General features: G+C 72.1%; 13 protein-coding genes. 6 read left to right on the top strand and 7 right to left on the bottom strand.

Annotated elements, in window-relative coordinates:
- Positions 1-76: 76 nt before the first annotated feature.
- A complete protein-coding gene (locus ACQEUU_RS01510) occupies positions 77-736 on the bottom strand; it encodes a potassium channel family protein (protein ID WP_433059199.1) in 660 nt (219 codons plus the stop codon).
- The gene (locus ACQEUU_RS01505) at positions 729-2,087 is read right to left on the bottom strand and encodes a TrkH family potassium uptake protein (protein ID WP_433059196.1); all 1,359 of its coding nucleotides are present in this window, start codon (positions 2,085-2,087) and stop codon (positions 729-731) included. Before ACQEUU_RS01505 ends, ACQEUU_RS01510 begins: the two co-directional genes overlap by 8 nt.
- Positions 2,088-2,269: 182 nt before the next feature.
- On the opposite strand from ACQEUU_RS01505, the gene ACQEUU_RS01500 reads away from it, so the two are divergent.
- Positions 2,270-3,154 carry a sulfotransferase family protein gene (locus tag ACQEUU_RS01500; protein ID WP_433059193.1) on the top strand — a complete coding sequence of 295 codons (885 nt, stop codon included), beginning with the start codon at positions 2,270-2,272 and terminating at the stop codon, positions 3,152-3,154.
- Complete coding sequence (locus ACQEUU_RS01495) at positions 3,151-4,317, top strand: glycosyltransferase family 4 protein (RefSeq protein WP_433059190.1); 1,167 nt, start codon at positions 3,151-3,153, stop codon at positions 4,315-4,317. The genes ACQEUU_RS01500 and ACQEUU_RS01495 overlap by 4 nt, the downstream gene beginning before the upstream one ends.
- Positions 4,318-4,329: 12 nt before the next feature.
- On the opposite strand, the gene ACQEUU_RS01490 is transcribed toward ACQEUU_RS01495, so the two are convergent.
- The 4 genes from ACQEUU_RS01490 to ACQEUU_RS01475 all read right to left on the bottom strand — a co-directional run bounded on the left by ACQEUU_RS01490 (position 4,330) and on the right by ACQEUU_RS01475 (position 9,501).
- Entirely contained in the window at positions 4,330-5,262 is a 933-nt protein-coding gene (locus ACQEUU_RS01490) for a sporulation protein (protein WP_433059188.1), read from the bottom strand.
- A 96-nt stretch (positions 5,263-5,358) separates the two neighbouring features.
- Complete coding sequence (locus ACQEUU_RS01485; RefSeq protein ID WP_433059185.1) at positions 5,359-7,077, bottom strand: HAD-IIB family hydrolase; 1,719 nt, start codon at positions 7,075-7,077, stop codon at positions 5,359-5,361.
- 65 nt (positions 7,078-7,142) lie between these two features.
- Complete coding sequence (locus ACQEUU_RS01480; protein ID WP_433059182.1) at positions 7,143-8,345, bottom strand: MFS transporter; 1,203 nt, start codon at positions 8,343-8,345, stop codon at positions 7,143-7,145.
- A 112-nt stretch (positions 8,346-8,457) separates the two neighbouring features.
- Positions 8,458-9,501: an endonuclease/exonuclease/phosphatase family protein gene (locus ACQEUU_RS01475; protein WP_433059180.1), complete on the bottom strand. Its 1,044-nt coding sequence runs from the start codon at positions 9,499-9,501 to the stop codon at positions 8,458-8,460.
- A 120-nt stretch (positions 9,502-9,621) separates the two neighbouring features.
- Here ACQEUU_RS01475 and ACQEUU_RS01470 point away from each other — a divergent pair, with 120 nt between their 5' ends.
- Positions 9,622-10,281: a redoxin domain-containing protein gene (locus ACQEUU_RS01470; protein WP_433059177.1), complete on the top strand. Its 660-nt coding sequence runs from the start codon at positions 9,622-9,624 to the stop codon at positions 10,279-10,281.
- A 3-nt stretch (positions 10,282-10,284) separates the two neighbouring features.
- Positions 10,285-11,139 (top strand): cytochrome c biogenesis CcdA family protein, encoded by an 855-nt coding sequence (locus ACQEUU_RS01465; protein ID WP_433059174.1) that lies wholly within the window; start codon positions 10,285-10,287, stop codon positions 11,137-11,139.
- Positions 11,140-11,147: 8 nt separating this feature from the next.
- Here ACQEUU_RS01465 and ACQEUU_RS01460 read toward each other — a convergent pair whose 3' ends face one another.
- Positions 11,148-11,306, bottom strand: coding sequence for an SDR family oxidoreductase (locus tag ACQEUU_RS01460; protein ID WP_433059171.1), 159 nt, complete (start codon positions 11,304-11,306; stop codon positions 11,148-11,150).
- A 56-nt stretch (positions 11,307-11,362) separates the two neighbouring features.
- On the opposite strand from ACQEUU_RS01460, the gene ACQEUU_RS01455 reads away from it, so the two are divergent.
- Both ACQEUU_RS01455 and ACQEUU_RS01450 read left to right on the top strand, forming a co-directional pair.
- On the top strand, positions 11,363-12,100 hold the full coding sequence (locus ACQEUU_RS01455) for a helix-turn-helix domain-containing GNAT family N-acetyltransferase (RefSeq protein ID WP_433059168.1): 738 nt from the start codon (positions 11,363-11,365) through the stop codon (positions 12,098-12,100).
- On the top strand, positions 12,097-12,579 hold the full coding sequence (locus ACQEUU_RS01450; protein ID WP_433059165.1) for a metallophosphoesterase family protein: 483 nt from the start codon (positions 12,097-12,099) through the stop codon (positions 12,577-12,579). The genes ACQEUU_RS01455 and ACQEUU_RS01450 overlap by 4 nt, the downstream gene beginning before the upstream one ends.
- Positions 12,580-12,623 lie beyond the last annotated feature (44 nt).

Here is a 12,623-nt window from a genome sequence, read left to right as displayed (position 1 = left end):
ACCCTATAGCCACGGTAATGGCCAGAAATCCTTCCTTTTGCCAATTCGCTGATCAGACCAGGCGCGCGGGCGTCGCTCAGGTCAGCTCGGAGAAGCGCTCGATCTCGTCGCTGCGGCCGGAGACGAGGATGATGTCGCCGTACGACAGCTCCGTCTCGGCGGTCGCGTACGTGAACTCCTCGCCTTCCTTCTTCACCGCGACGATCGTGACGCCGTACTTGCGCCGCAGGTTCGACGCCCCCAGCGGGACGCCCACGTACTCCTTCGGCGGCCGGGTCTTGATCAGCGCGAAGTTCTCGTCCACCTCCATGTAGTCGAGCATCCGGCCGCTGACCAGGTGGGCCACCCGCTCGCCCATGTCGTGCTCGGGCAGCACCACGTGGTGCACGCCGACCCGGCTGAGGATGCGGCGGTGCTGCTGGCTGACGGCCTTGGCCCAGATGTCGTCGATCTCCAGCTCGACCAGGAGGGACGCGCTCAGGATGCTCGCCTCCAGGTCGCCGATCGCGACGACGGCGCGGTAGAAGTCGGGCACGCCGAGCTGTTGCAGCGTCTCCAGGTCGGTGGCGTCGGCGGTGGCCAGGTGGGTGATGTGCCCCGACAGCCCTTGGACGATCTTGGGGCGGTTGTCGATGGCCAGCACCTCCGTGCCGCGCCTGGTCAGTTCGAGGGCGAGGGCGGAGCCGAACCGGCCGAGGCCGATCACCACCACAGGGTCGTTGCTTCGGTCAACCAACGATCATCCGCTCCTCGGGTAGTTCGTAGCGCCGGGCCCGTTCCTTGAGCGCCAGCGCGGAGCCTATGGTGAGCGGCCCGATCCGGCCCACGAACATCAGCATGATGAGCAGCAGGTGCCCGGCGGGCGGGATGTCATTCGTGATGCCGGTCGTGAGCCCCGCCGTGCTGAACGCGGCGATCACCTCGAACAGCACCCGGTCGAGGTTGAGCGGGGTGAGCACCAGCAGCACGTAGGTGCAGAAGGCCACCAGCGCCGCGCTCATCACCGTCACCACGACGGCCTGGCGCTGGGCGGCCTCGGGGACCTGGCGATGGCCGACGTTCACCTTGGGCTCGCCGCGCAGCTCGGACCAGATGACGAAGGCCAGCAGGCCGAGCGTGGTCACCTTGATGCCGCCCGCGGTGCCGGCGCTGCCGCCGCCGATGAACATCATGACGTCCGACAGCAGCCAGCTCGACGGGTGCAGCGCGCCGGTGTCGACGCTGTTGAACCCGGCCGTGCGGACCATGGCCGACAGGAAGAACGCGGCCAGCACCCTGGTGGGCTCGTCCAGCCGGCCGAGCGTGCCGGGGTTGCGCCACTCGGTGGCCAAATAGACCAGGGTGCCCAGGACCAGCAGGATCAGGGTGGCGTACACGGTGATCCTGGTCAGCACGCTCCACCTGCCCGGATGCCGCCAGGAGCGCAGCAGCTCGAACACCACGGGGAAGCCCAGCCCGCCCACGATGACCGCCGCCGAGAACGTCAGGCAGATCCACGGGTCGCCGACGAACCCCATGATGTTGTCCGACCAGAGCGCGAAACCGGCGTTGTTGAAGGCCGAGATGCCGTGGAAGACCCCGAGGTAGAGGGCGCGGCCGAGGCTCTCCCCGTACCCGATCATGAACCGTGCGGTGAACATGACGGCGGCGACGGCCTCGCACACCAGGCTGAACACCACGACCTTGCGGACGACCTTCCGCATGTCGGCCATGGTCGGCGTCTTGGTCTCGGCCTGGGCGAACAGCCGGGCGCGCAGGCCGAGCCTGCCGGACACCAGCACGGTGAAGACCGTGGCCAGGGTCATGATCCCGAGGCCGCCGATCTGCACCAGCCCGATGATGACCACCTCGCCGAAGACGGACCAGTGCGTCGGGGTGTCGACGATGATCAGGCCGGTCAGCGAGACGGACGCGGTCGCGGTCCACAGCGCCGTCAGCCAGGTGGTGGTCTGCCCCTCGGCGGTGGCGGCGGGCAGGGACAGCAGCAGGGTGCCGACGAATATGGCAAGGCCGAAACCCACCGCGATCATCTGGGTGGGGTGCTGATAGCCGCCGAACAGGACAGAGGCGGCCCGGACACGTCTCATGTGGATGTCAGGCTTCCCCGAAGAGGTTTCCCGGCGGACCCGCGTAACCGTACAGCGCCCGAGAATATCCCGTCCGAAATACCAAAACATCCCCGGGTCCGGGTCCCCGGCGCAAGTCTTCACCCCGCGATGTCCGGAGATTGCCAGGGAACTGCCAGGAAGGGTGGGTAGTCTGCATCGGCATGAGCTGGCAGCGTAAATTCAACAAAGCGCTGGTCAGGTTCACCGGATTCCAGGTCAATCGAGTAGGGAACCAGGGGATTTCGACGGCGGCGCCGGTCAAGACCGCGCCCGCCAAGATCAAGCAGACCGAGGCCGAGATCAGGCCGCCGGCCGACCCGAAGGCCGACCGGCTGCTGACCGCGCCGATCTTCATCATCTCCCCGGTGCGGTCCGGTTCCACCCTGCTGCGTTCCGTCATGAACGCCCATTCGGACCTGCACGCGCCGCACGAACTCCACGTGCGGCGCCTCAGAGTGGAGTTCGGCACGTCCCTGGCTGCGAAGGCAATGGAAGCGCTCGGCCACAACCAGGCCGACCTGGAGCATCTGCTCTGGGACCGCGTGCTCCACCGGGAGCTGGTGCGCAGCGGCAAACGATTCGTCGTGGACAAGACCCCGGCGAACGCGTTCGCCTACGAGCGGATCGCGACCTGCTGGCCGGACGCGCGCTACATCTTCCTCCTGCGGCACCCGGCCTCGATCGCCACCTCCTGGTACGAGGCCAGCCCCGACAAACGAGACCGGGAGGCGGCCGCGACCGACGCCCTGCGCTACATGAAGGCGGTCGAGCGGGCGAAGGCGGCGCTGCCCGGCCTGACCGTCCGCTACGAGGACCTCAGCGCCGAGCCGGAGCGGGTGACCCGCGAGATCTGCGCGTTCCTCGGCCTCGAATGGGAGCCGGGGATGCTCTCGTACGGCGAGCAGGCGGTCATCCAGAAGGGCCTGGGCGACTGGCGGGACAAGATCCGCTCGGGCACCGTGCAGCCCGGCCGCGAGCTGCCCGACCCCGACACGATCCTCGACTCGCTGAAGCCGATGTGCCGCACCTGGGGCTACCTGGCATGAGGATCCGCTACCTGATGCTCCACGCCTACGGCATGGGCGGCACCATCCGCACCGTCGTCAACCAGGCCAACGCCATGGCGAGGGCCGGTCACGACGTCGAGATCGTCAGCGTGGTCCGCCGCCGGAACAAGCCCCAGTTCGCCATCCACCAGGACGTCCGGATCAGCGCCCTGGTGGACCAGCGGGAGGGCCGCCGGCCGGACTCGCCGGCGCGCAAGGTGTGGCGCAGGGTCCGCGGCAAGATGGTGCCCCGCGGCGAGTTCGCGGCCGAGTACTTCACCGAGCGCGTGGAGAAGGCCGTCATGGACTACGTCGCCTCGCTGCCGGACGGGATCCTGATCACCACCCGTCCGGCGCTCAACCTGATCGCCGCCAGGCGCGCGGCCAAGGGCGTGGTCAAGGTGGCGCAGGAACACATGAACCTGACCGCCTACCCCGAGACGATCCGCAGCGAGATCGTCCGCCACTACGGCCGGTTCGACGCCGTGGCGGTGCTGACCAGGACGAACCAGCTCGAATATCAGGAGATCCTGCCCGGCACCAGGATCGTGCAGATCCCGAACGCGGTCCACAAGGTCGACCAGGAGCGCTCCACGCAGCGCAACCCGGTCGTGGTGGCGGCCGGCCGGCTGGTGCCCCAGAAGGGGTTCGACCTGCTCATCCAGGCGTTCGCCCAGGTGGTGGCCGAACACCCCGACTGGAGTCTGCGCATCTTCGGGAACGGCCCGCGCGAGGCCCGCCTCCAGGCGCAGATCGACGAGCTGGGCCTGGGCGGCCACGTCGCCCTGATGGGCCGCACCGAGCGGCTGGACGACGAGCTCGCGGCGGCCTCCGTCTACGCGCTCAGCTCACGCTTCGAGGGCCTGCCCATGGTCATGATCGAGGCGATGACGCACGCCCTGGCCGTCGTCGCCTTCGACTGCCCCACCGGCCCGCGCGACGTGCTCACCGACGGTGTCGACGGGCTGCTCGTGCCGCCGCGCGACGTCGACGCCCTGGCCGCCGCCCTCAAGAAGGTCGTGCGGGACCGCAGGCGGCGCATCGAGATGGGCGCCGCCGCGGCCGACACCGCCCGGGGCTACGCCCCGGACGTGGTCATGCCCATGTGGGAGGACCTCTTCGCCGAGCTGCTGGGCGGCGACCGGGTCAGCAGCTCCCGCTGACCCGGCGCGAGGTCATTCCTCCTCCTCGCCCTCGAACGCCTCGTCGATCAGCTCGGCGGCGACCATCCCGCCGGCCACGCCCACGGCGCCGGCCGCGATCATCCCGCCCATGCCGCCGCCACCGCGGTGGTGGTGATGGTCGTCCCCATGGTGGTGACCCGGGTGCCCGTACCCCTGCTGGCCGAATCCCTGGTACTGCGAGAGGCCGTTCAGCCAGGCGCCGATCTCGGCGGCCCAGTCCATCCGCAGCGCCTCGTCGTGGGCCACCCGGAAGCGGCCGATGGCGTCGGAGCCGTAGTGGCCGGAGCGCCGGTCGGCCTCGATGACGATGTCCATCCCGTCGGGCCCGGCCACGAACGTCAGCTCCGCCTCGGCGATCTGACCGGGCGGGCCGTAGAACTCGATCTCCTGGTAGCAGGGCAGCTCCTGGCGCACGCCGTAGATCTGGCCCATCTCCAGGTCGGCCGACTTGAAGGCGAAGCCCAGCTGCAGGAACGCCTCCATGACGCGCTGCTGCGACGGCAGCGGCTCGACCACGATCGGGTCGAGGTCGCCCTTGTCGACCGCCTTGGCGATGGCCAGCTCGGTGCGCACGCCCAGCGCCATCCCGGTCAGCGGCTGCCCCTGCACCTCGCTGATCGGCGCCTCCCACGGCACCTCGGTCTGGAACGGGATCGTCCGCTCCTCGCCCTTGGCCAGCGTGAACGGGCCCGAGACCTGGAACCGGCGCAGCTCCGCCACCCCGGTGACCTCGCTGTCACCCGCCTCCGCCTCGGCGCGGGCGACCAGCGCCAGCGTCACGTGCTCGATCGAGGCGTCGAAGTCGCCGCCCTTGAGCCGGACCTCACCCGCCATCGTGCCGCCCGGGCGCACCCGGGGGGTGCTGAGAACCGTGTCGACCGAGGGGGCTCCGACGCCGAACGCGCCCAGCATCCTTTTGAACACCACTGCAACTCTCCGTTTCCTTACGGCCGGTGACCGTACCGAAAACGATCTTCCGGCTCCGGCGGTTCCCGGAAAGCGGAGCCGCGTGGCATCGGTTCAGCGGTCGTCGTGGTCCGGGTCGTACTTGGTCGGTTCGGCGGGCAGCGTGTAGCGCCGCTCGATCAGCTCGGCCACCTGTCGCAGGGTGTCGTCGCCGCCTTCCCGCTCCACCTGTGCGACCTCGTCGGCCAGCTCCGAGTCGCCCAGCTTCTCGCCGATCCAGGTCGAGTAGTCGCCCCTGCCCAGGTGGAAGGCCCAGGTCTCGTCGTCCACGCCCTCGGCCAGCTCCACGAACACGTGCAGGTTGCGGGCCCGCAGCTTGAGCCGGTCCTCGGGGCCGGTGAAGTAGAAGCTCTTGTCCTTGGACATGGTGCCGGCGGCGTACTTGCGGCGGTGGCGGGTGCGGTGCGCGCGGCCCGGCGCCGGATGGACGCGCTCGGCGGCGTCGGCGGAGGTGCGCCAGAGCGCCACCCCCTCAGCCTCGCCCACCAGCTCGGGGGCTTCCCGGCCGAGGGCGGCGGCGAAGGCGCCCAGCGTCTCCTCGGGCTCGGGACCGACCGCGATCACACCGTTGACCAGGTTGAGCGCGGCAGGGCTGAGCGCCTCCGGATGCACGGTGATCATGAACACCGAGCCGAGGTCGCGGACGTCCTTGACCGGCACCTCCTGCAGCTCGGCCGGCATGAGGTGGTGCGCCTCGTCCACGACCACGCAGTGCGGGTGGCCGAGCCGGGCCCGCAGCGCGACCAGCCGGGGCATCAGCTCGGAGAAGAACGCGGGCCGGTCGCGCAGCGGCATCCCGATCATGTTGACCACCGCGCTCTGGTCCGGAGACTCCAGCAGCCGCAGCACCTCCTCCGCGACCGGCGGCCGGTCCGGCTCGCCCAGCACGGCGACGCCGGGGAACTCCGCGTAGTCGCCCTCCGGGTCGATGATCACGCACTGGTACCGCGCCTCGACGAGCCGCTCCAGCAGCGCCGTGGTGACCGTGGACTTGCCGCTGCCCGACGGCCCCGCCACCACCAGGCCGGTCCCGTACGGGGGCAGCCGCACCTCGCCGTCCGGCCCCTCGCCGAGCAGGATGTGGTGCCGCGGGATCTCCACCTCGTCGAGCTCGCCCGACAGCAGCCGGTCGGCCAGCTCGGCCACGCCCTCGCCGTGCTCGCGGTCCAGCGGCAGGTCGCACTGGTCCAGCAGGGACGGCACGGCGTTGGCGACGGCGCAGCCGCACTCGGCGGCGGTGAGGAAGGCGTGGTCGTTCTCGGCGTCGCCGACGGCCACCACGTTGTGGCGCGACGCGGACAGCCGGTCCAGCGCGGCGGTCAGGCCGCTGGCCTTGTTCACGCCGGGCGGCAGCACCATGACCGCGCCCTTGTTCCTGATGACCTGCAGCTCCAGGCCCAGCTCCCGGATCGCCTCCTGCACCTGGGGGTCGTACGGGTCGCGGGTGGCCACGATCACCGACCCGGTGCCGAGGGGGGTGACGCCCTGGCCGCGCAGCCGCTCGGCGAACTCGGCCGGCGGCGCCTGCGCGAGCGGCTCCCTGGTGCGCTGCCCGGGGTCGTAGAGCAGGCCGCCGTTCTCGGCCACGATCGCGTCGAACAGGTCGGTGTGCGGGAAGACGGACAGCAGGTCGTCGAGCTCCCGCCCGGTGACCAGCAGCAGCTTGCGGCCCGAGCGGGAGACCCGTTCCAGCATCTTGATCGTGTGCTCGGCGACCTTGCCGTGCCGGGCCAGGGTGTCGTCGTAGTCGCAGGCGAGCACGTGATATCTCATGGGCGGCCCATACCCCGGCGGGGAAGGGGTGAACGCAGGTCAGGGGGCCGGAGGGACGGCGAACCTCACCGGACCACCCCCTCAGGGACGGGGCGGGTCCGCCGCCCGGTCATCGCCCACCCGGCCACGAGCAGGTACGGGACGCTCAGCAGCGCGAACATCAGCCCGTGCGGGACCAGGCCGGAGGCGGCCCCGTAGACCACGAAGACCGCCACGGTGACCAGGCCGGTGCCCAGCCCGGCCACCGAGGTGACGGTGGCCCGGCCGGGCCCGGTGATGCTGTCCTGCAACCGGGCGTCGGCCACCACGCCCGCCGACTGGAACAGCGCGAAAGACGCCGCGATCAGCACGAACCCGGCGGGGTGCCCGGTGAGCGCGCCGCCGGCCAGGGTGGTGGCCGCGATCACGAGCAGCGAGCCGAACCCGCGTGGCCGCAGCCGTCCCACCCGCCCGGCCAGCAGCCCGCCGGCCGTGACGCCCACCCACAGCAGCAGGTACACCAGCGGGATCGCCGTCTCGGACAGCCCGGTCTCGACGCCGAGGAACGGCACGTACTCCTCCAGCGCGCCCCAGACGGCGGTCACGGTGGCGACGAGCACCAGTCCGTCGAGCACCCGGCGGTTCCCCCGCGCCTCGGCCAGCCCGGCCTTCAGTACCTGCCAGTAGGACGGCGCCGCGGCGTCCACCCCATCAGGGGAGTCCGCGTGGCGGTGCTCGCGGAAGGCCAGGGCGGTGGCGGCGGTGAGCAGGCAGGCGAGCACGCTGGCCGCGCCCACCCCGAGATAGCCGCCGGCGGCGAGGACCGGGGTCGCCAGGGCCATGGCCGCGGCGGCCGCCATCACGCCGACCGCCGTGGCCCGGCCCATGACCCGGGCGTAGCGCGAGGTCTCGCCGGTGCGGGCGAGCTCCTCGTACACCAGGGCCTCCATCGCGCCCGAGGTCAGGGCGTCACGGGCGCCCCAGCGTACGAAGCCCAGCGCGAAGATCCCGTAGGAGGGGGAGATCACCCACAGCGCGAAGCCGACGGCGGCGAGCAGCGGGCCGACGAACAGCAGCAGCCGCCGGGACACGGCGTCGGCCCACGCGCCGGAGGGGATCTCCAGCACCATGCCGGTGAGTGACCAGATGACGAAGAGCGAGGACGTCTCGGCCACGGACAGCCCGGTGTGGGTGAACAGCAGCGTGTAGACCGGGTAGAGCAGGACGAGCTCGTCGAGGAACGTGTAGACGTAGAGCGTGCGGACGAGCCACCGGGCAGGCGGTGACATCAGTGAGGCCTTCCGGAGGAGACGGACGGGGGCTGCGGGCGCCTGCCGGCCCGGCGGTCCGCGACCACGGCCTCTGGTGATGCATCAATGTCGCCAGATCATGCGCCCGAGTCTAGCCCGCGGCGGGCGGCAGCCGCAGCTCCGCGAACACCGCCCGATGATCGGTGCCCGGCACGTCCAGCACGGCGAAGGAGCTCACCCCGGCGCGCTCGTCGACCAGGATGTGGTCGATCGTGATGAGCGGCGGAAGAGCGCGTCCGCTCGGCCAGGTCGGCGTCAGTCCCTCCCCGGCCCGATGGGCGGCGTCGGCGTAGCCGCGGCCGAGGAGGTCGCGCATGGCCCGGTGGTCCAGGCTGGCGTTGAAGTCGCCGGCCAGGACGCGGATCGCGCCGCCGGTGGGGGAGGGGAAGGACGCCAGCGCCCGGTTCCACCTCTCGACCATCCGGCCCAGCGGCGGGTTCGGGTGCACGGCGACCACCTCCACCCGCCCGCCGGCGGGCGGGGTCACGGCCGCCGCCGGCATGTTGTGCCCGACCGGCGTGAACAGGCCGGGCAGCGCGGTGAGCGGGTGCCGCGCGTAGAGCCCGCTGCCCACCGCGTCGGGCTCGTCCTCCAGCACGCGGTGCGGCAGCAGCTCGTCCAGCCCGGCCGCGTCCAGCTCGGCGACCTGCGCGGTGGTGAGCTCGGTCGCGGCGAACACGTCCGGGCGCAGCTCCCGCACGAGCTCCACCACCGCCCGCGCGTCCGCGCGGCCGAACAGGTTGATCGCCAGCACCCTGAACGGGACGCCGCCGGCCGCCTCACCGGCCATCCCACCGGCGGGGCCACCGGCTGGTCCACTGGCCGGGAACGCTCTGGGCAGCACGGCGGCGGCCATCGCCAGGCTTGCCACCAGCGCCACGACCGCGGCCGGGCGGTTGCGCCTGATCAGCGCCACGGCCAGCAGCAGGCCCAGCACCGCGCCGTACGGGGTGATGGTCATGAGCTGGGTGAGGAACGATCCAAACTCCAGCCCGCCGGCCCGGACCACCGCCCAGACGGCCAGGAACGTGACGGCCGACCAGGAGATCCAGCGCCTGCGCACCCTGGACAGCAGCCGCCGCGCAGGCGACGGGCCGCCGCCTGACGCCTGTTCCGTCTCGACGGTGATGCTCAACCCTTGCCGCCCGTTTCGTATGAGATCGAACCTTGAGGGTGAGCCTAGACGCCGCCGGGCGGAGGCGGCGTCACCGGCTCGTAAGGTTCTCGGCGGTCACGCCTGTCTAGCCTGGCGATCGTGAACAGAGCCGGCATGGCGGTGGTCATCACCGCAGCGACCTTGACCCTGACCGCATGCGGCGCGGCCGCTCCGGGCGACGCGCCCGCCGACCCCATGGAGAGCGCGTCCACGGCGCCCGCCGACCCGATGAAGAGCACTGACCCGATGAACAGCGCCGACCCCATGAAGAGCGGCGACCCGATGGAGAGCGCCGACCCCATGAAGAGCGGCGACCCGATGGAGAGCGCGTCTCCGGACGGGGGCGCCGCCGTGCCGCAGGCGCTGCGGTTCAGCGCGCGGACCCTCGACGGGCAGGCGTTCGAGGGCGGCAGCCTGGCGGGCAAGCCCGTGGTGTTCTGGTTCTGGGCGCCGTGGTGCACCAAGTGCCGGGCGGACGCGCCCGCCGTGAAGGCCGCCGCCGACACCCACAAGGACGTGGCGTTCGTGGGCGTGGCGGGGCTGGACGCCGAGGCCGCGATGAAGGAGTTCGTCCGCGGCACGGGCACCGACGGCCTGGTCCACCTGTCGGACGAGAAGGGCGCGGTGTGGACCAGGCTCGGCGTCTCCCAGCAGTCCGTGTTCGTCTTCATGAAGCCGGGCGGCGAGACGGCGAAGGTCACCGGGCCGCTCGGCCGCGACGGTCTCGACGCCGAGATCGCCAAGATCAAGAGCGGGTGAGTCGTGACCGACCTGCCTCTCGTGCTCGCCCTGACGGCCGGGACGGTGGCCGCGTTCAACCCGTGCGGGTTCGCGATGCTGCCCGCGTACCTCACGTTGCTGGTCTCGGGCACGCCGCCGCGCGCCGCGGGCGGCGTCTGGCATCGCGGCCCGGTGGTGCGCGCGGTGCTGCTGTCGGCGGCGATGACCGCCGGGTTCGTGACCGTGTTCGGGCTGTTCGGGCTGGTGGTGACGCCGCTGGCGGCGGTGGCGGGGACGGTCCTGCCGTGGGTGACGATCGTCATCGGGATCATCCTGGTGGTGCTGGGCGGCTGGCTGCTGGCCGGCCGGTCGCTGCCCGTCCGCGTCCCCGGGGTCTCCGCCCGGCCCGCCAGGTCAGCGCGCTCGCTCTACGGGTACGGGGTCGCGTACGCGGTGGCCTCGCTGTCGTGCACGGTGGGGCCGTTCCTGGCGGTGACGTCGGCCTCGCTGACGAGCGGCGGGGTGGCCGGGGGGCTGGCGGTCTTCGCCGCGTACGCGCTCGGCATGGGCCTGGTCGTCGCCCTGCTGTCCCTGGCCGTGGCGCTGACCAAGGAGGCCGTCCTGTTCCGGGTGCGCCGGTCGCTGCCGCACGTGTCCCGGGTGAGCGGGGTGCTGCTCGTCCTGGCCGGCCTGTACGTGGCCTACTACGGCTGGTACGAGCTGCGGGTCTTCGGCGGCGGTGACCCGGACGACCCGGTGGTCGGCACGGTGACGGGGGTGCAGGGGACGATCTCGGGCTGGATGGAGGCCGGTGGCGCGGTGCCGGTCGCGGGGGCCGCCGCGGTGCTGGTCGCCATCCTCCTGATCAGATCGAGGCGGGCCCGCCGCGCGGAATGAGCCCCCGGTCACGTCAGGTCGAGACCGCCGTCCAGGGTGAGCACCTGGCCGGTGAGCCAGGTCGAGGCGGGGTCGGCGAGCCGGACGATCCAGGTGGCGACCTCCTCGGGGGTGCCGCGCCGGCCGAGCGGGACGCGGCGGGCCTCGTCCTGCTTGACGCGCTCCACCTCCGGCCCCGGCAGCGGCCGGACGCGAGCGCGGCTGGGGCGAGCCGCGGGCGCCGGTGGCCAGGTCCACGCTGAGCCATCACCTCAAGGTGCTCCGCGACGCCGGCGTCACCCGTACCCGCCAGGAGGGCACCCGCTGCTACGTCGTGCTGCGCCGCGCCGATCTGGACCGGCGCTTCCCCGGGCTGCTGGACGCGGTGCTCACCGCGGCGGACGGCGAGGGCGTGGGCGACCAGGTAGGCTCGCCGGTCGTCGATAATGGGGCCGTGGAGCGACTCGACGGTCCCGGCTGTGTGGCGATCTCCGACGAGATCGCCCGTCTCTACCGGCGGTGCTTCGCCGACCCGCCGTGGTACGAGACCGAGGACGACTTCGCCGCCTTCCCCGCCAAGCTGGCCAGGGACGCCGGGCGGCCGGGGTTCGCGGCGTGGGCCGAGCGGGACGGCCGTGAGCTCCTCGGGGTGTGCTTCGGCTGGCCCACGCCCGCCGACCTGCCGGCCGGCCGGATCTACGAGGAGCTCCAGCGCAGCTGCGGCCCCGAGGCGGTGGCCCGGATGACCCGTGACGCGTTCGAGGTGGTGGAGCTGTTCGTGGACCCCGCCGCCCAGGGCAGGGGGATCGGCCGGCGGCTGCTGGAAGCGGCGGTCGACGGCTGGCCGCGGGCCTGGCTGCTCACCTCGCCCCGGGCGCCCGCGGCCCGCTTCTACCGGTCGCTCGGCTGGCGGCGGGTCGGCGCGCTGCCGGAGCGGGCCCTGGAGGTGCTCGTGCTGCGGACGGGCGGGGATCCGGCGTGAAAGTGGTCGCGCTGTCCGACACGCACGCGCCGCGCCGCTGGACGTCGTGCCCGCCGCGGGTGGCCGAGCTGCTCGGGGACGCCGACGTGATCCTGCACGCCGGCGACGTGTGCGTGCCGTCCGTGATCGCGGAGCTGTCCGCGTACGCGCCCGTCCACGTGGTGAAGGGCAACAACGACGGACCGGACCTGGACGCGCCCGAGACGCTGGAGCTGGACCTGGAGGGGCTGCGGGTCGCCCTGATCCACGACAGCGGCCCGGCCAAGGGGCGGATGGCCCGGATGCGGCGGCGGTTCCCCCACGCGGACCTGGTGGTGTTCGGCCACTCGCACATCCCGCTCGACGCGTCCGAGGGCGGCCTGCGCATCTTCAACCCCGGCTCGCCGACCGACCGGCGGCGTCAGCCGCACGGGACCGTGGGGGTGTTGCGGATCGCGGACGGCGCGCTCGTCGAGGCGGAGATCGTTCCCGTCACCTGAGTGCTGGTTTGCCCGCTCTGTCTCGACGGTATGTCGATTACGAA

The organism is Nonomuraea sp. CA-218870, assembly GCF_050936535.1.
GTDB classification, from domain to species: domain Bacteria; phylum Actinomycetota; class Actinomycetes; order Streptosporangiales; family Streptosporangiaceae; genus Nonomuraea; species Nonomuraea corallina.
The sequence above is the reverse complement of the archived record's forward strand: the minus strand, read 5'-3'. Positions and strand labels throughout refer to the sequence as shown.